Origin of the sequence: Aeromonas sp. 97A, from assembly GCF_051919185.1 — a bacterium.
Classification (GTDB): Bacteria; Pseudomonadota; Gammaproteobacteria; order Enterobacterales; family Aeromonadaceae; genus Aeromonas; species Aeromonas veronii.
This window is the reverse complement of record NZ_JBQBFF010000001.1, coordinates 449,152-466,343: the sequence shown is the minus strand read 5'-3', so window position 1 is coordinate 466,343 and position 17,192 is coordinate 449,152. Positions and strand designations below refer to the sequence as shown.

Here is a 17,192-nt window from a genome sequence, read left to right as displayed (position 1 = left end):
TGAGCGAGTATGCAAAAATGACTGTAATTGCCTGTTTTTCATGCAAAAATCAGTACAAAGAAGCAGCAGGCCACACCCACCACAGGCTGAGCCCGGTTCCCGCGGCAGCGAGCAGGATCAGCCCCCCCCAACGCACTGGCCAGGGTTTGTCACGTAACGCCCACTCCAGCAGCGGCAGCAACCAGACCGGCAGCAACACCACCAGCGGCACCTCCACATATTGCCAGGCGAGCATCTGGACGAAGGCGAGGGCCAGCGCCAGACCGGCGGGTGCTACCTTGATGCCAACAAAGGTGGCAAGCAGGGCGCGAAAACCGGCGAAAGCGGCCAGCGCACCGGCCAGCTGGGCAATCAGCAGGCTGCCATCTATGCCGATCACCAGCGCCAGCCAGATAAAGCCGAGGGCAAACCCGAGCCCCTCGCGGCTATCACAGCGCAAGGTGCTCCAGCCAAACCAGAAGATGGCGGGCAGCAGCGCCAGCCAGATCCCGGGTTCGCTCACCAGTACCGAGGCCAATCCCTGCCACCACACCAGCGCACTGAACACGGCAAAGAGCAGCAGCGAGCCGCGCTGATCGTTCACCTGAGCCGCGATGGCGGGGACCAGCAGGGTTAGCGGCAGCCACTGCCACGCCTTTTCCGGAATACCATAGAGGCCGCCGAGCCAGGCTCCCACCAGCCAGAGCGCCAGCGCGCCCCATAGATACCCCATTCGCGGCCAGCGCCACGATAGCAAAGCGGCTCCCAGAGGAGCCGCCAGGGTTTGCAGCAGAAGTTCCGCGCCCATTACTTGCGCACGCCTTCGACAAACAGGTTGATGTTCATCTCGTCCGGGATGCCGGGCAGCATGTAGCTCACGCCAAAGTCACTGCGCTTGATGGTGGTGGAGGCGTTGAAGCCACTGCGGTAACCGCCCCAGGGATCCTTGCCTTCGCCAATTTTGACCAGCTCGAAGGCCACTTCCTTGGAGACGCCGTGCAGAGTCAGGGTCCCTTTCAGCACGCCTTTATCCTTGGTGCCCTCGTAAGCGGAGCTGACGAAGGTCATCTTGGGATACTGCTTCACGTCGAGGAAGTCCGGGCTGCGCAGGTGCTTGTCGCGGGCCTCGTGATTGGAGTCGACGCTGGCGGCATCCACTTCAAAGCTCGCCTTGGCGGCCGCCGGGTTGGCGTCATCCATGCTGAAGGTGCCGCTGAAGGTGTTGAAGCGACCCACCAGCTCGGAGAAGCCCAGGTGACCCACCTTGAACTGCACCGTGGTGTGCGCCGCATCCACATCGTAATCCGCCGCCATCAGAGGGGTAGCCATAAACAGGCAGGAGGCCAGCAGAGCCTTGGTCATTTTCATCCGTTCGTTCCTTCATCTTGGGGTTCACATCAGTGGTTAAAATGCTAACCTCGTTCTGAAGATGAATAATCAGTGATTTATTAAATTCATTATTTACTGAGGATGGAAAATGGATCAGATCGCCGCCATGCGCACCTTTATCAAGGTGGTGGAGTGCCAGAGCTTTACCAAGGCCGCCAACCAGCTCGGCATCTCGGTCGCCATGGCCTCCAAACTGATGCAGCAGCTGGAGGAGTCCCTCGCCACCCGGCTGCTGTCGCGCACCACCCGTCAGGTCAATCCCACCGAAGCGGGCCAGTTCTACTACCAGCGCTCCCTCGCCCTGCTGGCGGAGCTGGAAGAGACCCACAGCCAGCTGACCCACCACAACCAGCAGCCGAACGGCACCCTCAAGCTCTCGGTGCCGATGGATTTTGGCTATCTGCACCTCTCCCCCGCCCTGCCGCTGTTTCGCCAGCGCTTTCCCGATCTCAAGCTCGATATCGAGTACAGTGACCGACGGGTAGCGCTGGTGGAAGAGGGATTCGATCTGGCGCTGCGGATCGGCCACCTCAGCGACTCCTCGCTGGTGGCGCGCCAACTGGCCACCATTCGGGTCGAGCTTTGCGCCAGCCCCGCCTATCTGGCACGCAAGGGCAGACCGGAAAAACCCGAGGATCTCAAGCAGCACGACTGTCTGATCTACACCCTGACCCAGCCGGAGTGGCACTTCAAACGGGGAAGCGAGCAGCAGAGCATCCGGCCACAGGGGCCTCTGCGGGCCAACAACGGGGTGGCGCTGACCCGCGCCGCTTGTGATGATCAGGGCATCATATTGCAGCCCACCTTTATCGTGGGGGAAGCCCTGCGGTCAGGACAGCTGGTCAGCCTGCTGCCGGAGTGGGACAAGGGAGAGGTGGGACTTTATGCGGTCTATCCGCACCGCCGCTTCGTCTCGGCCAAGGTGCGCTGCTTTATCGAATTCGTGCAGGAGCGCTATCTCGCCCCGCAGCAGTGGGATAAGCCGGCATGATTGCCAGAGCAGAGGATACGGCCTGACTGTCCGGCCTGCTGGTCTGGCTTGAAACCTAACGCTGGCCGGATGCGGTGGTGGATGCGGCAACAGGGGTGAGCTTGGCTAGCAGACGCTCCTGCTCGGGGTGCAACTGCCAGCGTGGCAGGCGGGTGCGGACAACTGACAACTGCTGCTCACCCAGGGCATAGGGGAGCGCCACTTCAATCTCGGGGCAGTCAAACATGGCGGCCAGCTGCAGGATCAAAATGAGGTTTGCCTCGTCGGTCTTGTTCTTGTTGACCCGTTTGCGGATCTCGTGGCGCAGCTGGGTTTCGGGGTCCTGGGTCATCGCCTGCCAGCCGAAACCGAACAACGGCACCAGCGCGCTGACAATCCCCAGCGCCGTCATCGGCTGCTTGGGGGGATGATAGAGTGCGTTGAGATCCAGCCGAACAGGATTCTGACGAACCTCACCCTCACCAAATAAAATCGTTTTCGTCATTGGATTACCCGTTATATTCCACTAGACTGCGCCGCATATTTTACCCCGATATGCCAACGAGGTGCTGATGCTAAGCGATATCGAGATCTCCCGCCAGTCCCCCCGTCTCTCAATCCACGCGCTGGCCGAACGCCTCGCCATCCCCCAGCACCAGCTCAGCCCTCATGGCCACTACAAAGGTAAACTCAGCCTCGACCTGCTCACGTCTCAACCCAAGCAGAGCGGCAAGCTGGTACTGGTGAGCGCCATCACCCCGACCCCACTCGGTGAAGGGAAGACGGTGACCACCCTTGGCCTCTCCATGGGGCTCAACCATATCGGCCAGCCCAGCATCGCCACTATCCGCCAGCCGAGCCTCGGGCCGGTATTCGGGGTCAAGGGGGGCGCAGCCGGTGGCGGCCACGCCCAGGTGGTGCCGATGGAGGAGATGAACCTCCACCTTACCGGCGATTTTCACGCTCTGACGGCGGCTCACAATCTGGCGGCTGCAGCCCTCGATGCCCGCCTGTTCCATGAGCGCAAACTCGGCGACCAGTTCAGCGCCAAAACCGGCCTGCCGCGGCTCGATATCGATGCTGACAACATTCTCTGGCCGCGCACCCTCGACATGAATGACCGCGCACTGCGCCACCTCACGATTGGACAGGGGGGCGCTGCCGATGGTGTGGAGCGCAGCGATCGCTTCGTCATCACCGCCGCCTCCGAGCTGATGGCCATTCTGGCGCTGGCGAGCGATCTGAAAGACCTGCGCCAGCGCATCGGCCGCATCCAGCTGGCCCGCGATATTCACGGCAAGCCCATTACCGCCGAACAGCTGGAAGTAGCGGGCGCCATGACGGTGCTGCTGAAAGATGCGCTGCAACCGACCCTGATGCAGACCACCGAGCAAACACCAGTGCTGGTACACGCCGGCCCCTTTGCCAACATCGCCCACGGCAACTCCTCGGTGATCGCCGACCGCATCGCCCTTGGCCTCACCGATTACGTGGTGACCGAAGCGGGTTTCGGCTCCGACATGGGGCTGGAGAAGTTCTTCAATATAAAGAGCCGCCAATCCGGCATTCCCCCCGCCTGCGTAGTGCTGGTGGCCACGGTGCGCGGCCTCAAGGCCAACAGCGGCCTGCTCGATATCCGCCCGGGCCAGCCGCTGCCAGCCAGCCTGCAAGGGGAAGATCTGCCGACCCTCAAGCAGGGCTGCGCCAACCTCGCCTGGCATATCAGGAACGCCCGCCGCTACGGGGTGCCGGTGGTGGTCGCCATCAACCGCTTCCCCACCGACAGCGAGGCCGAACTGGCGCTACTGGCCCATGAAGCGCAGCAAGCCGGTGCCTGTGGTGCGGCCATCTCCAACGCCTTCACCCAGGGTGGTGCCGGTGCCAGCGAGCTGGCCCGCGCCGTGGTCACCGCCTGTGAGCAACCAGGTAAGGTGAAACTGCTCTACCCCGACGAGGCGAGCCTCGATGCCAAACTGGCGACCCTGGTGGAGTGCGGCTACGGCGGCCGCGGAGTGCAGCTCTCCGACAAAGCGCGCCAGCAGCTGGCACAACTCTCCGCCGAAGGGTGGGATCACTTGCCCATCTGCGTGGCCAAGACGCCGCTCTCCATCAGCCATGACCCCGCCCTCAAGGGAGTGCCGACCGATTTCGAGGTGCCCATCGACGAGGTGAAGCTCTGCGCCGGTGCCGGGTTCGTCTATGCGCTGGCGGGCCCCATCATGACCATGCCGGGGCTGGGCAGTCTGCCTGCCTATCGCCATATCGATATCGATGAGAACGGCGAGATAGTCGGCCTGAGCTGAGCCCTTCCACAACGCCAGAAACAACAAGGCCCCGCCAATTGGCGGGGCCTTCTGTTATCCATGCATCAACCCTTAGAGGGTGAAGCGCTGGGTCATATGGTGCAGGGTGTTGGCCAGCTTGCTCAGCTCGACGCAAGCCTGGGCGATCTGATGAGCGCCCTGGGCATTCTCGTCAGCGGCATTGTGAATGTTGACGATGCTGCGGTTGAGCTCTTCGGTCACCGCGTTCTGCTCTTCGGTAGCGGTGGCGATCAGGGTATTCATGTCGGTGATGCGCACCACGGCACCGTTGATGGTCTCGATACTGGTACCGGCATCCCGCGCCAGACCGACGCTCTCCTGCATCTGGTGACGACTCAGCTGCATGGCGTTGCCCGCCTCGGCGGCGCGGCTCTGCAAGAGCTCTATCATCTTGCTGATCTCGGCGGTGGAGTCCTGGGTACGCTGGGCCAATGAACGCACTTCATCCGCAACGACCGCAAAACCACGACCCTGCTCACCGGCACGGGCCGCTTCGATGGCTGCGTTAAGGGCCAGCAGGTTGGTCTGACCGGCGATATCGCGGATCACATCCAGCACCACGCTGATGTTGGCGCTGTCGGCCTCCAGCTGCTGCACCACTGTGCCTGCCTGTTCAATCTTGACCGACACCTCTTCGATGCTGGCAATGGAGCTGCGTACCACTTCGCTGCCGGCAGCGGAGGTGCGGGAGGCATCCTTGGCGGCGCTCATGGCATCCGTGGTGTTGCGGGCCACTTCGTTGACGGTGGACTGCATCTCGTTCATGGCTGTCGCCACCTGGGAGACTTCGTTCTGCTGGATGGCCATGCCGCTGGCAGACTGGCTGGAGATGGCGCTCACCTCCTCCACTGCGCTGCTGAGTTGGCTCACGGAGCCGGCGATCTCGCTCACCAGATCGGAGAGGGAGCCCTGCATCCGGTTGATGGCGGAGCCCAGCTGACCCAGTTCATCACGGTTGAAGCGGCTGTCACGGATCCACTGCTGCAGTTCGCCCTGACCCAGATCGCCATTGGCAATACGCTGGGCCTGACGGGCCAGCATGATCAGCGGGTCGCGGATCTGGCGGGTCAGTACCACGGAGAGCACCACCACAAGAAGCAGACCGAGCACCAGTGCGATGGTGACGCTCAGGTTGGCGGATTGATAAGAGTCGACAATGTCGCTGCGGGATTCAGACGCATAACCATGGTTAATCTGGATAAGGGAGGCCACTGACTTGCTCAGCGCGGTGTAAAGGGGAACTCCCTCCTCAAGGAAGATGCGTTGGGCTTCGGCAAGCTGATCGCTGTCTTGCAGCTGTTTGACTCGCTGGTGCAGGGCGACGTAACGATCCCAGTCAGATTTCACCGTATCGAAGGTACGGCGCTCCGCCACATCCTCAGGCCAGATCGTCTTGTCATGGGCAATCAGCTGCTGCGCGATCGAGTTAAGCTGTTGACTGGCAATATTCCGATATTCAGCCCTTTTCAGCGGCTCGGCAGCCACCACGAAATAACCCAGCTCATAACGACGCAACTCACCGAGAGAATCCCCGATCGCGCTGGTGCGATTGACCGCTGGCAAGATGCTGTCGGTAAACCGGATGGCAACATCATTCATGTTGCCAAACTGGACAAGGGAAAAACCGCCGATAAAGGCGACCATCAAACCGAGCACGGCAAAGCCGGCGGTGAGTTTTTTGCCTATGGTCATGGAACTGGTATTCATGGGATATCCTGGTGGTCGTTAAATTCGTAGCACTCGTCCGGTTCACGCCCTCCTGGCATGAACTATCTGGCCACCTGTTCAGTGGCGCACCATCCAACCTTGATGAATATCTCTGAATTCCATGAGCGGCAGCGAGAGCCGTGAGGGGGCGCTAGAGTAACCGGATTGTGACGGTTCGGAAAGAGTCTGCCCGGTTACTTTTTGTAAGGTGAAAACGAGGGGTTTTTCGTGTTCGATTAAATATACCGCTCAGATGAATAAATCGGAAAAATGCATAACGTTTGCATAAGGCAAGCCGCGCGGGTCAAACCGTTGCAGGCCGCCACTCTCATCCGGGACCAATGAAAAACGCCAGCAATGGCTGCTGGCGTCTCGTTTATTCAGCGTGGCGGTTACAAAACAACCGCCATCTTATCCGCGCAGGCCACCGAGAAACTCGACCCGGGTATCGGGCTGGGTCTTGAACACCCCGCCGAGGGAGGTGGTGGTGGTATAGGAAGTGGAGTCCATCACGCCGCGTGCCTTGACGCAGTAGTGGGTCGCCTTGATGCTGATAGCCACATCCTTGGTACCGAGCAGGGTCTGCAGCGCCAGCAGGATCTGCTGGGTCAGCCGCTCCTGCACCTGGGGACGGCGGGCAAAGAACTGCACGATTCGGTTGATCTTCGACAGGCCAATTACCTTGCCACGAGGGATATAGGCCACATGGGCCATGCCGTCGATGGTGACGAAGTGGTGTTCGCAGGTGCTGGTGAGGCTGATGTCCCGCACCATGATCATCTCGTCCACCTGCATCTTGTTCTCGATCACCGTCACCTTGGGGAAGGTGGAATAGTCGAGGCCGGAGAAGATCTCGTTGACGTACATCTTGGCGATGCGATGCGGCGTCTCGGCCAGACTATCATCGGCCAGATCCAGCCCCAGCGTCTCCATGATGGAGCGCATATGGCCTTCGATCTTCTCCCGCTTCTCCTGGCTGTTCAGCTCGTTGGTGACCAGGGGGGTTTCCAGTCCCTGGGCTTCGAGGGCAGCCCTGACCAGCAAGGCTTCCGGACTTAAGGTTGTCATTATCTTCTCTCCCACGCTCAGGGACTGTGAGGGCCGCTCAAGGAGCAACCCCTTATGTTATGGCGGCGTACAGGGCCGACGGTATCGCTGTAATGGTCGCCACTCGGGATGTAACGGCCATCTGTTATGGCGGCATAGTAAACGGCCATTGCCGCCAAGATTCAAGTCAACTTGTGCGTCACCTCATACTTTATGGCCATCTACCCCCGTTTCTGCGCCGATTACCCCGAGAATCCTTGAGATAACCTGCCCATCCCCGGGGATTTTTGTGATAATCCCGCCTTCAATCATAGAAAGAGGTCATGACGATGGGATTTGATACCAGCGGACTACTCCCCTTAAGCGATGCCCTGCAAGGGATGCTGGAACAACTCGCCTGCTGCTGCGACAGCGAGCAGCAGCCCCTGCCAGAGGCCCTTGGCCGGGTTCTTGCCAGCGACATCGCCTCTCCCCTCGCCGTGCCCCCCTTCGACAACTCCGCCATGGACGGTTACGCCGTGCGCCTTTCGGATCTCACTGCTGGCACCCCGCTCATCATGGCGGGCAAAGCGTTTGCCGGTCAGCCCTATCAGGGCGAGTGGCCCGCCGGCCACTGCGTGCGGATCATGACCGGCGCCCCGGTTCCCGCAGGCACCGATGCGGTGGTGATGCAGGAAGAAACGCAGGCCGACGGCGATCGGATCACTTTTCTTACGCAACCCGAACCGGGCCAGAATATCCGCCGCGCCGGCAGCGATATCGGCAAGGGCGCCTGCGTGCTACCAGCCGGTACTCGCCTCACCCCAAGAGAGATGCCACTGCTGGCCTCCCTCGGCGTGGCAACCGTCGCGGTGCGCCGCCCGCTGAAAGTGGCCATCTTCAGCACTGGCGATGAGCTCAAGCCGGTCGGCACCCCGCTGGCCCACGGCGATATCTATGACTCCAACCGCTACGGCGTGCGGGCCATGCTGGCGCGCATGGGCTGCGACTGCCTCGACCTTGGCATCATCCCCGACGATCCGGCCCAGCTACGCGCTGCCTTTATCCGCGCCGACGAAGAGGCCGATGTACTCATCACCACCGGCGGCGTCTCGGTGGGGGAAGCGGATTTCACCAAACAGCTGCTGGACGAGCTCGGCGAGATTGGCTTCTGGAAGCTGGCCATCAAGCCGGGCAAGCCGTTTGCCTTCGGTCGTCTGCCCCGCGCCTGGTTCTTCGGCCTGCCGGGCAACCCCGTCTCCGCCATGGTCACCTTCGACCAGCTGGTGCAACCGGCGCTGGCCAAGCTGGCGGGCCAGCACTTCGAGCGCCCGCTCCAGCTGCAAGCCATTGCGGCCGAGCCACTCAAAAAGAGCCCCGGCCGACTCGACTTCCAGCGCGGCATCCTGAGTCAAGGGCCAAACGGCCTCGAGGTGCGCAGCACTGGCTCGCAGGACTCCGCCGTGTTCAGCTCACTGTCGCGAGCCAACTGCTACATCGTTCTTGAACGGGAACGGGGCCGCGTCGCCGCGGGCGAGACGGTGACCGTGGAGCCATTCGGGGGATTGCTGCTGTGAGCGAGATCCTGAGCGACGCCGAACTGCTGCGCTACAACCGCCAGATCATCCTCAAATCCTTCGACTTCGAGGGACAGGAGGCGCTCAAGCAGGCCCGTGTGCTGGTGATCGGCGCCGGTGGCCTTGGTTGCGCCGCCAGCCAGTATCTGGCGGTGGCCGGGGTTGGCCAGCTCACCCTGGTCGATTTCGACAAGGTGGAGCTCTCCAATCTGCAGCGTCAGGTGCTACACAACGATGAGCGCATCGGTCACTACAAAGTAGACTCTGCCGCCCAGTCGCTGCGCGCGCTCAATCCCTGGCTTGAGGTACAGACCCACGCTGCCGTGGCCGATGAAGCGCTGCTCGATACCCTGCTGCCCCGACATCAGCTGGTCTTGGATTGCACCGACAATCTGGCCATTCGCAACCTGCTGAATCAAAAAGCTCGCCAGCACAGGGTACCGCTGGTCAGTGGCGCCGCCATCCGGCTGGAGGGACAGCTATGCAGCTTCACCTGGCAGGAAGATGAACCCTGCTACGCCTGCCTCAGCGCCCTGTTTGGCGAGCAGGCCCTCACCTGCGTCGAGGCGGGCGTGCTCGCCCCCGTGGTGGGGCTGGTGGGCAGCCTGCAAGCACTGGAAGCTATCAAACTCTTGGCAGGCATGGGCAAAAGCTACAGCGGCCGCCTGCTGATGATCGACGGCCTGAGCGGCACTTTCCGCGAGATGAAGCTGCCCAAGCGCCCCGACTGCCCCGTCTGCTCCCATCCTTGACGCAAACGGGATCAAAAAAGCCGAACCCTGTGGTTCGGCTTTTGTATTCCGATTTAGTAACGGTATCGGGGATCAGAAGATCCCCTTGGCTTTGACCTTTTTCATACTGGCCACCTGACTCGAGAGATCCTCGATCAAAGGCTCTGCCTCCGTGCCAACCGCACTCTGTCGAGCGGGGGCACTGGCCAGTCGCTGGATCAATCTGTGCTGCTCGCGGATCAGCCGGGATTGCTCTTCCAGTTGGCGAGAGAGCAGCTGGATACTGCTGGCAAGGGGAGCCAGATCCTGCTCGGCCCCTGCTGATGGCAGCTTGCCAGCGATGGCTTCGGCCAGTTGGTCATGATCCAGCGCGGCAGGCAGTCCCTGTTTGAGTTCATCCCACATCTCGGCGGGTTGCTGCTCGCCAAGCCGGCTGACAATCTCGTCCACCAGGGATGTGGTATCACTCTGCCCCAACTGAGGTGCGAGCCTGGCCACAATCTCGTCAATCATCACATCTGCGGCAGGCTGCGCCTCGCCAGCGACCTCACCCAGATTGAAACCACAGCTGGCAAAGGCATGACGCAGGGTCGTCATGCTCACCTGCTCCGGCCCCAGCGCATTGGCAATCGCTTTGCAGAGGTTGGGCGCCAGCACGTACATGAACATGCCCGAGAGGTAGATATCCTTGTGGAAACGGCTCTTGGAGAAATCAAACTCCTCGGTGCCCTCCTGGATCTTTCGCGCCCGTTGATACCAGTTCTGCAATACCCCGACCGCATAGCGATCAGACTCCAGCGCACCCGGATCCATGTAAATGGAGAAGGTCATGCGCTTGAGTTGACTACTCATCGTCAACCTCGGCCATCACAGGCGCTTCGCGATAAACTTCATCCTCTTCCGTGGTGTAGAGGCAGATTTCACGAGCCAGCGCGGACTGAGCATCGTCCAGCAGCTCGACACGGTCACCCAGGGTAGGATAGGCCGCCTTGATCGCGTCATAAATCAGAGATGCGCCGCCACCGACCAGATAGACACGATTCGGGTTCTTGGCAAACTTCTTCGCTTCATGTGCAACCTGAGTGCCCAGCTCGTCGATCTTGTTTTGCATCTTCTCGAGGATCTTGGGGATCTGGCTCTCATCGTTGACCACATCGCGTACAAAGCTCATGTCGTGACGACGCTTGATAAATTCGTTGGCCACCAGATAGCTGGAATCGCTGTCTGCTGCGGCTAGCGCCTTGCGGGTAGCATCGGTCACCATGGAGACACCGATCTCGTTGTTACCGTAGACATCGGAGACATCATCAAACTCACCGACGATGATCCCCATATCCAGAGTGGTGCCGCCACAGTCGATCACCAGAGTCTTGGTGAACTCGTTGCAGCCTGAACCAATCAGACGGGAGAGCGCAGCAGGCAGACTCTCCGGCATCACTTCGACACTGACGATATTGAACAGCTCGCCCTTGTTAAGGGTGATCGGGCGCATCAGGTTGCGGCGTTTCTTCTCGATCTTCTCTTCGTTACGCTGGCAATCGTCCGGGTTGTAAAACTCGGTGATGGGCAGGGTTACGGTGATGGCGACATCGCACGGCGTTACACCTGTCTGCAAAAGGGCATGATGCACGGAGAGCAGGTTGAGATCGTCATACTGGTACTCCACATGGGTGGTGGCCAGAGACTTGTCGGAGGTCGCGTCGTAGGTGTATTTGGTGTTGCCTATCTCGTAGTTGTAGATCTTTTTGTCTTTACGCAATGCGGCGCTCTTCCAATCCTTGCGAAAGGAGTTGGGAGAGATGATGGTCTTGAGCACCTTGTTCTCAATCCAGCTCACCTTGACGTTGGTCGAGCCATCATCGATGGCCATTTTCATTACTTCAGACATGAGGAAACACCTGTTAATAGATCAGAAATGGGTCCGATTGCCTTGCCTTATGCCTTTGGCAAGGCGATCGAACCAATACATACACGGGGTAAAAGGGCGACAAGTTTAATGGGTTTCTAAAATCCGGTGAAGCAAATGATTAAATCCGGAAGGATCTTCCGCGGGCCAGGCGTGGTGGCCATTGGGGGTGTGGATGGTGGCGTTGGGAAGGGCGGCAAACTGCTCTACCCGTTTCGCCAGCGGCAGGTAGTCGTGACTGGAGGAAATGATGGCCACCGGCTGCCAGATAGCGCCGAGCCGGGCCCGTACCGACCAGCCGGGTAACGCCTCCAGCAGCGCCTTGTAGGTTTTCTTTTTATTGCGCACGAAACGCAGCCGGAAGGTGTGGCGCACCTGTGCCAGATCCGGGCCCGGGAAGAGCTCGCGTCCCAGCCACCAGGCGAGCGGACGCATGCCAAACCAGCGCAGCCACTTGAGGCGCTGGGCGTAACGCTCCTGCTCTTTGGGTGTTTCCAGCAGAAACTCGCTAAAACCGTTGACCAGCACCAGCCCCTGCACCTTGTGGGGCAGTTGCAGCGCCAGCTCCAGCGCGACCATGGCCCCCAGCGACAATCCCACGACCCAGGCGGGTTCTGGCTGTGCATCGAGCCAGTTCACCACATCGGCTGCCAGGGTCGCCACATCGAACGGCCCCTCCTGCATGCTCTGGCCGTGGCCGCGCAAGTCCAGCGCCACCACCCGGTAGTGTTCGGAAAACCGTTCGATCTGCGCCTGCCAGTCGAGGCTGGAGGAGCCCAGCCCGTGCAGCAGCAACAGCAAGGGGCCCTCCCCCGCGCTGCGCAGGGCAAGACCGTTGAATTTCATCACCTGATTGCTGCGCATCAGTGTATTGCCTCTCGACTCATCACCTGAACCATCTCTCGTTGTTATATTGCCCGTGGCCATCCTGCCACGTTATCAGCACGGCGCCCAATCAGCCTTCGCTGACCAGACTCACCGCCTTGATGTAAGCGTAGATCTGCTGCTCCGGCGCCAGCGCCAGCCGCCTGGCGGAGCGGCTGGTGATCCGGGCCAGCAGTATCTGCTCACCCAGCGCCAACTGCAACAGGGTCTGGCCGGGACGTACCTCGCGCACCGCCAGCAGACGGGTGACGAGACAGTTGGAGAGACTGGAGTGCTCGATGGGGGCGGTAGCGATCACCACATCGCGCCCCGCCACCTTGATCTGCAAGGGGCCGCTCTCGTCCGGAACATGGGTCATGGTGACCCGCAGCTGCTGCTCACCGAGTTGCAGGGTCGCCATCTGCTCGCCGTCATCATAGTGGGCCAAGGTGGCATTCAGCATCACCCCGGCATCGTCACGGCTGGCGAGCGAGAGATCGGTGCGGGCGAAAATCTCGCTCGGCCTACCTTGCGCCTCCACCCTGCCACCTTCCAGCAACACCAGCTGATCGCAGAGCAGGCTCACCTCCTCCATGGCGTGGCTGACGAAGATCATCGGGATACCGCTCTCCTGCTGCAAGCCCTTGAGCACATGGGCCTGATGGATGCGGCTGCGCCGATCAAGTGCCGAAAAAGGCTCATCGAGCAACAGCAGATCAGGCTCGGCCAGCAGCGCCCGCCCCAGCGCTACCCGCTGGCGTTGACCGCCAGAGAGGGCATGGGCAGGCTGCCCCAGCAGATCGGCAAAACCGAGTCGCGCCGCCAGCGCCTCGGGCTGCCAGCGCCCTCGCCCCTTGCGGGCCGCCAGTTGCAGATTGCCGAGCACCGTCAGATGGGGGAAGAGGCGCGAGTCCTGAAACACCAGCCCGATCCGGCGCGCTTCGGGCAGCAGAGCTGCGCACTCCCGCTCGCGCCACCATAAGCGATCCCCGTTTTGGCGATCGAGCCCGGCGATGATGCGCAGCAGTGTGCTCTTGCCGCAGCCGGAGGGGCCGAACAGGCCGAGGATCCCACCCAGTTCGAGGGCCAGTGCGCAATCGAGGGTAAAGGGGCCAAACTCACGCCGGGCATGGAGGTTCAGGGCATGGCGGGGCGGCACGTTCACTGGCGGAATAGTAGCTGGCTGGTTCATCCGAACACTCTCCGCTGTCTGCGCTGCAACACGCCATAGACCAGCACCAGCATCACCAGCGAGAAGGCCATCAGGCCGCCCGCCAGATAGTGGGCTTGTCGGTAATCCATCGCCTCCACATGATCAAACAGGGCGATGGAGAGCACCTGGGTTTCACCGGGGATATTGCCGCCAATCATCAGCACCACACCGAACTCCCCCAGGGTGTGGGCAAAGCCGAGGGCCGCCGCCATCACGAAGCTGGGCAGGGTCATCGGCAAGATGATGTGGAAGAAGCGCTCCAGCGGGCCAAGCCCCAGGGTCGCAGCAGCTTCCAGCTCCTTGTTGCCCATGTTGACGAAGGCGGAGGTGAGCGGCTGCACCACGAAGGGAAGCGAGTAGAGGATGGAGGCGAGCAGCAGGCCAGTAAAGCTGAACGCCAGCGGCGCCCCGAAGGTGTCGCGCCACCAGGCACCCAATCCGTAGGAGGGGGAAAAGGCCAGCAGCAGATAGAAACCGAGCACAGTTGGCGGCAGCACCAGCGGCAACGCCACCAGGGCTTCTACCAAGGGTCTGAGCCGGTGCTGGCTGCGCGACAGCCACCAGGCCAGCGGCGGTGCCAGCAACAGCAAAATCGCTGTGGTGCAGGCCGCAAGCTTCAGGGTGAGCCAGACCGCCAGCAGGTCCCCTTCACTCATTGCCGACCTCCCGGTTGATAAATGCCCCCAACAGCATGGTATCCATCCTTATTGCAAAGAGTGGCCGACCCGAAGGCCGACCACTCAGGGTATCGCATCAGGCCCATCCACTTATTGGGGCAGGGCATAACCTGCAGCCTTGATCTGCGCCTGACCCGGCCCCTTGAGCCAGGCCACCAGCGCCTCGACCGCGGCGCCTTTCTTCAATACCAGCCCCTGCTGCTCGATGGGGGGATAGAAGCTCGCAGGCACTGCCCAGGCTTCACCAGTCTTGCCCGCCTCAACCAGATTGGCCCAGGCGACAAAGCCCAGCTCGGCATTGCCGGTGTCGACAAATTGCCAGGTCTGGCCGATGTTGGCGCCGGTAAGCAACCGGTACTGCTTGGGATCGATTTTGAGATGGGTGAGGGTCGCCATGGCGGCAGCACCATAGGGGGCGGTACGGGCATTGGCGATGGCGAGGTTGCCTTTCCATCTGCGCAGGGTCGCCTCGTCAGGGGCCGGCCCCCCTTTCTTCCACAGCCCCAGCTGGCCGATGGCGTAGGTGAAGCGATCGCTCCCCTTGCCCTCTTTTTCCAGCTTCTCGGGGGTCGCCGCATCGGCGGAGAGGAAGAGATCGAACGGCGCGCCGTGACTGATCTGGGTGTAGAGCACTCCGGTGGCGGCAGACGAGATGGCCAGGGTGTGGCCGGTCTTGGCGGTAAACTCCTTGCCAATACGCTCTATGGTGCCCTTGAAGTTGGCAGCCACAGCCACCTTCACTTCATCAGCCTGCACGGCACCGGTATGCAAGGTGGCGGCGCAGACGCCGGCGATGACAACAGATAACAGCGGTTTCATTCCCTTTCTCCTGATGGGGCCCGCACATCCGCGCCCCTTGGCGGGGCCGTGGTTCCAGTTGAACCTGCGCCCCTCGTGATGAACAGGTCAGGCTTGCCAGCGGGCAGCGGCGGCGTTGTCGCTCTCCTTGGCCTCGACCCAGCGTTGCACACCCTCGGCGGTCAGCTCTTTTTTCCAGAACGGCGCCCGGGTTTTCAAGAAATCCATGATGAAGTGGCAGGCATCAAAGGCTGCGTCGCGGTGGGCACTGCTCACCGCCACCAGCACGATTTGATCGCCAAGCCACAGCTCGCCGATACGATGAATGAGGGTACACTCCTGCAGCGGCCAGCGGCGGCGGGCCTCCTGCACGATATCGGCCAGCGCCTTCTCGGTCATACCGGGGTAGTGCTCGAGGGCCAGCCCCTTCACCTCCTCCCCCTGATTGAAGTCGCGCACCTTGCCAACAAAAGTGACGATGGCGCCACTGTCGGGGCGGGTGGCGAGGCGGGCATATTCGTCCGCCAGCGAGAAATCCTCCCGCTGGACCAGAATGCGATCGGTCATGGTTGCCTCGCTCATCCTTAACCTCCGGTCACCGGTGGGAAGAAGGCCACCTCATCGCCATCGTTGATGGGGGTATCGAGGGGCACCAGGGTCTGGTTGACCGCCACCAGCAGCTTGCCAGCTTCCAGCGCCAGCGCCCACTTGTCGCCGCGTTCACAGAGCGCCGAGCGCAGTTGTTCGGCAGTGGCGTAGTCGCACGGCAGGCTCAGCTCATCGCAGGCCACCAGCTCTCTTACTTGCGCAAAAAACAGTACCTTGATCATGCTTACTCCCCGCTATTTGACCCCAGCTGAAAATGGCCGGACTTGCCGCCCTTTTTCTCTACCAGCCGCACCTGTTCGATCACCATGTCCTTTTGTACCGCCTTGCACATGTCGTAGATGGTCAGCGCCGCTACCGACGCGGCGGTCAGTGCCTCCATCTCCACCCCGGTCTTGCCGGAGAGTTTGCAGAGGGTGCGGATATGCACCTTTTGCTGCTCGGGCAGCGGCACTATCTCGACCTCAACCTTGGTCAATGCCAGCGGATGACAGAGCGGGATAAGATCGGAGGTCTTCTTGGCGGCCATGATACCGGCGATGCGGGCGGTGGCGAACACGTCCCCCTTGTGGTGCTGGCCGCTCAGGATCAGCGCCAGGGTCTCGGGGGCCATGGCAACAAACGCTTCGGCACGGGCTTCGCGCTCGGTCACCTGCTTGTCGGTCACATCCACCATATGGGCTTCGCCGCTCTGGTTCAGATGCGTCAGGTTGGGCTGGGTCTGCTTGGGATCGGTCTGGTTCATCACTTGCTCTCAGAGGTGGGAGACAAAGTTGCACGGCTTGGTGCGGGCATCGAGCTGATCGCGGATCAGTTGCTCCCAACCCAGCTGACAGGCGCCGGTGGAGCCGGGCAGACAGCAGATCAGGGTGCGATTGGCGAGTCCCGCCAGTGCACGGCTCTGCATGGCGGAGCCTTTAATCTCGGCAAAAGAGAGCTGACGGAACATCTCGCCAAAACCCTGTACGGTGCGCTCGAACAGCACACCGACCGCTTCCGGTACCCGGTTCTGTTCATTGAAGCCGGTACCGCCGTTGATCAGCACCACCTGCACCCCTTCATCGGCGATCCACTCGCTCACCTGGGCTCGAATGCGAAACAGGTTGTCCGGGCAGAGCGCCCGATCGGCCAGCTGATGGCCCGCGTCAGCAAGGGCCGAGACCAGATAGTCACCCGAGCTGTCATCGGCGGCAGTGCGACTGTCGGAGACCGTCAGCACGGCGATCTTGAGGGGAATAAATGCGTTGTGTTTCTGTCCCATCGGGCAGCTCCTTGTGGCTATGGGCCGTCAACGAGGCAGGAAGAGAAGGGGTATGAGAGGCCAGCTGTCAGAGCACAAAAACGGACGCAGACAGGGGTGACCAACTTGCTCAAGCGTGTGACGGCGGGCTGATTCTATCAAAGGTTTCACGAGATATGGGATTT

Annotated in this window: 19 protein-coding genes; 4 read left to right on the top strand and 15 right to left on the bottom strand. The window is 61.3% G+C overall.

All coding sequences use genetic code 11. The annotated features are described in order from the left end of the window. Nucleotides 1-49 precede the first annotated feature (49 nt). Nucleotides 50-787 (bottom strand): hypothetical protein, encoded by a 738-nt coding sequence (locus tag ACTG27_RS02210; RefSeq protein WP_139407114.1) that lies wholly within the window; start codon nucleotides 785-787, stop codon nucleotides 50-52. Further along, entirely contained in the window at nucleotides 787-1,347 is a 561-nt protein-coding gene (locus tag ACTG27_RS02205) for a YceI family protein (protein WP_021229336.1), read from the bottom strand. The genes ACTG27_RS02210 and ACTG27_RS02205 overlap by 1 nt, the downstream gene beginning before the upstream one ends. Nucleotides 1,348-1,456: 109 nt before the next feature. Here ACTG27_RS02205 and ACTG27_RS02200 point away from each other — a divergent pair, with 109 nt between their 5' ends. Next, nucleotides 1,457-2,359 (top strand): LysR family transcriptional regulator, encoded by a 903-nt coding sequence (locus ACTG27_RS02200; RefSeq protein WP_064339757.1) that lies wholly within the window; start codon nucleotides 1,457-1,459, stop codon nucleotides 2,357-2,359. A gap of 55 nt (nucleotides 2,360-2,414) precedes the next feature. Here ACTG27_RS02200 and ACTG27_RS02195 read toward each other — a convergent pair whose 3' ends face one another. After that, on the bottom strand, nucleotides 2,415-2,843 hold the full coding sequence (locus tag ACTG27_RS02195; protein ID WP_439979004.1) for a hypothetical protein: 429 nt from the start codon (nucleotides 2,841-2,843) through the stop codon (nucleotides 2,415-2,417). Nucleotides 2,844-2,910: 67 nt separating this feature from the next. Between ACTG27_RS02195 and ACTG27_RS02190 the strand changes: the two genes are divergently transcribed. Continuing rightward, the gene (locus ACTG27_RS02190; RefSeq protein WP_069526758.1) at nucleotides 2,911-4,641 is read left to right on the top strand and encodes a formate--tetrahydrofolate ligase; all 1,731 of its coding nucleotides are present in this window, start codon (nucleotides 2,911-2,913) and stop codon (nucleotides 4,639-4,641) included. A gap of 72 nt (nucleotides 4,642-4,713) precedes the next feature. Here the strand turns inward: ACTG27_RS02190 and ACTG27_RS02185 are convergent, their stop codons facing one another. Together ACTG27_RS02185 and folE are read right to left on the bottom strand one after the other, a co-directional pair. Then, complete coding sequence (locus ACTG27_RS02185; protein WP_111901674.1) at nucleotides 4,714-6,369, bottom strand: methyl-accepting chemotaxis protein; 1,656 nt, start codon at nucleotides 6,367-6,369, stop codon at nucleotides 4,714-4,716. A gap of 411 nt (nucleotides 6,370-6,780) precedes the next feature. Continuing rightward, on the bottom strand, nucleotides 6,781-7,437 hold the full coding sequence (gene folE / locus ACTG27_RS02180) for a GTP cyclohydrolase I FolE (protein ID WP_439979003.1): 657 nt from the start codon (nucleotides 7,435-7,437) through the stop codon (nucleotides 6,781-6,783). A 308-nt stretch (nucleotides 7,438-7,745) separates the two neighbouring features. On the opposite strand from folE, the gene moeA reads away from it, so the two are divergent. Together moeA and moeB are read left to right on the top strand one after the other, a co-directional pair. Next, nucleotides 7,746-8,972 (top strand): molybdopterin molybdotransferase MoeA, encoded by a 1,227-nt coding sequence (gene moeA / locus ACTG27_RS02175; protein WP_439980480.1) that lies wholly within the window; start codon nucleotides 7,746-7,748, stop codon nucleotides 8,970-8,972. Then, nucleotides 8,969-9,724 carry a molybdopterin-synthase adenylyltransferase MoeB gene (moeB, locus tag ACTG27_RS02170; protein ID WP_439979002.1) on the top strand — a complete coding sequence of 252 codons (756 nt, stop codon included), beginning with the start codon at nucleotides 8,969-8,971 and terminating at the stop codon, nucleotides 9,722-9,724. Before moeA ends, moeB begins: the two co-directional genes overlap by 4 nt. A gap of 72 nt (nucleotides 9,725-9,796) precedes the next feature. Here moeB and ACTG27_RS02165 read toward each other — a convergent pair whose 3' ends face one another. From ACTG27_RS02165 to moaB, 10 genes are all read right to left on the bottom strand, one after another. Next, nucleotides 9,797-10,555: a hypothetical protein gene (locus tag ACTG27_RS02165; protein WP_233267145.1), complete on the bottom strand. Its 759-nt coding sequence runs from the start codon at nucleotides 10,553-10,555 to the stop codon at nucleotides 9,797-9,799. Next, entirely contained in the window at nucleotides 10,548-11,591 is a 1,044-nt protein-coding gene (gene parM / locus ACTG27_RS02160) for a plasmid segregation protein ParM domain-containing protein (protein ID WP_103252105.1), read from the bottom strand. The genes ACTG27_RS02165 and parM overlap by 8 nt, the downstream gene beginning before the upstream one ends. Nucleotides 11,592-11,696: 105 nt before the next feature. Then, nucleotides 11,697-12,473, bottom strand: a complete 777-nt coding sequence (locus tag ACTG27_RS02155) for an alpha/beta fold hydrolase (RefSeq protein WP_439979001.1) — start codon at nucleotides 12,471-12,473, stop codon at nucleotides 11,697-11,699. Between the two features lie 91 nt (nucleotides 12,474-12,564). Continuing rightward, nucleotides 12,565-13,665: a molybdenum ABC transporter ATP-binding protein gene (gene modC, locus ACTG27_RS02150; RefSeq protein WP_439979000.1), complete on the bottom strand. Its 1,101-nt coding sequence runs from the start codon at nucleotides 13,663-13,665 to the stop codon at nucleotides 12,565-12,567. Continuing rightward, entirely contained in the window at nucleotides 13,662-14,342 is a 681-nt protein-coding gene (gene modB / locus ACTG27_RS02145) for a molybdate ABC transporter permease subunit (protein ID WP_439978998.1), read from the bottom strand. Before modB ends, modC begins: the two co-directional genes overlap by 4 nt. A gap of 111 nt (nucleotides 14,343-14,453) precedes the next feature. Beyond that, on the bottom strand, nucleotides 14,454-15,182 hold the full coding sequence (gene modA, locus ACTG27_RS02140; protein WP_421255011.1) for a molybdate ABC transporter substrate-binding protein: 729 nt from the start codon (nucleotides 15,180-15,182) through the stop codon (nucleotides 14,454-14,456). 87 nt (nucleotides 15,183-15,269) lie between these two features. Beyond that, nucleotides 15,270-15,743 carry a molybdopterin synthase catalytic subunit MoaE gene (moaE, locus tag ACTG27_RS02135; RefSeq protein WP_064340972.1) on the bottom strand — a complete coding sequence of 158 codons (474 nt, stop codon included), beginning with the start codon at nucleotides 15,741-15,743 and terminating at the stop codon, nucleotides 15,270-15,272. A 2-nt stretch (nucleotides 15,744-15,745) separates the two neighbouring features. Then, nucleotides 15,746-15,991: a molybdopterin synthase sulfur carrier subunit gene (moaD, locus tag ACTG27_RS02130; RefSeq protein WP_040065190.1), complete on the bottom strand. Its 246-nt coding sequence runs from the start codon at nucleotides 15,989-15,991 to the stop codon at nucleotides 15,746-15,748. A gap of 2 nt (nucleotides 15,992-15,993) precedes the next feature. Continuing rightward, a complete protein-coding gene (gene moaC, locus ACTG27_RS02125) occupies nucleotides 15,994-16,512 on the bottom strand; it encodes a cyclic pyranopterin monophosphate synthase MoaC (RefSeq protein WP_439978997.1) in 519 nt (172 codons plus the stop codon). Between the two features lie 9 nt (nucleotides 16,513-16,521). Beyond that, nucleotides 16,522-17,028: a molybdenum cofactor biosynthesis protein B gene (moaB, locus tag ACTG27_RS02120; RefSeq protein ID WP_429061404.1), complete on the bottom strand. Its 507-nt coding sequence runs from the start codon at nucleotides 17,026-17,028 to the stop codon at nucleotides 16,522-16,524. Nucleotides 17,029-17,192: the final 164 nt, after the last annotated feature.

Coding starts and splice junctions, on each gene's coding strand:
- moaD (WP_040065190.1), bottom strand. CDS start 15,991: ATGATCAAGGTACTGTTTTTTGCGCAAGTAAGAGAGCTGGTGGCCTGC.
- parM (WP_103252105.1), bottom strand. CDS start 11,591: ATGTCTGAAGTAATGAAAATGGCCATCGATGATGGCTCGACCAACGTC.
- ACTG27_RS02165 (WP_233267145.1), bottom strand. CDS start 10,555: ATGAGTAGTCAACTCAAGCGCATGACCTTCTCCATTTACATGGATCCG.
- moaB (WP_429061404.1), bottom strand. CDS start 17,028: ATGGGACAGAAACACAACGCATTTATTCCCCTCAAGATCGCCGTGCTG.
- ACTG27_RS02210 (WP_139407114.1), bottom strand. CDS start 787: ATGGGCGCGGAACTTCTGCTGCAAACCCTGGCGGCTCCTCTGGGAGCC.
- moaC (WP_439978997.1), bottom strand. CDS start 16,512: ATGAACCAGACCGATCCCAAGCAGACCCAGCCCAACCTGACGCATCTG.
- modA (WP_421255011.1), bottom strand. CDS start 15,182: ATGAAACCGCTGTTATCTGTTGTCATCGCCGGCGTCTGCGCCGCCACC.
- modC (WP_439979000.1), bottom strand. CDS start 13,665: ATGAACCAGCCAGCTACTATTCCGCCAGTGAACGTGCCGCCCCGCCAT.
- moeA (WP_439980480.1), top strand. CDS start 7,746: ATGGGATTTGATACCAGCGGACTACTCCCCTTAAGCGATGCCCTGCAA.
- ACTG27_RS02155 (WP_439979001.1), bottom strand. CDS start 12,473: ATGCGCAGCAATCAGGTGATGAAATTCAACGGTCTTGCCCTGCGCAGC.
- moaE (WP_064340972.1), bottom strand. CDS start 15,743: ATGAGCGAGGCAACCATGACCGATCGCATTCTGGTCCAGCGGGAGGAT.
- folE (WP_439979003.1), bottom strand. CDS start 7,437: ATGACAACCTTAAGTCCGGAAGCCTTGCTGGTCAGGGCTGCCCTCGAA.
- ACTG27_RS02200 (WP_064339757.1), top strand. CDS start 1,457: ATGGATCAGATCGCCGCCATGCGCACCTTTATCAAGGTGGTGGAGTGC.
- ACTG27_RS02185 (WP_111901674.1), bottom strand. CDS start 6,369: ATGAATACCAGTTCCATGACCATAGGCAAAAAACTCACCGCCGGCTTT.
- ACTG27_RS02205 (WP_021229336.1), bottom strand. CDS start 1,347: ATGAAAATGACCAAGGCTCTGCTGGCCTCCTGCCTGTTTATGGCTACC.
- modB (WP_439978998.1), bottom strand. CDS start 14,342: ATGAGTGAAGGGGACCTGCTGGCGGTCTGGCTCACCCTGAAGCTTGCG.
- ACTG27_RS02195 (WP_439979004.1), bottom strand. CDS start 2,843: ATGACGAAAACGATTTTATTTGGTGAGGGTGAGGTTCGTCAGAATCCT.
- ACTG27_RS02190 (WP_069526758.1), top strand. CDS start 2,911: ATGCTAAGCGATATCGAGATCTCCCGCCAGTCCCCCCGTCTCTCAATC.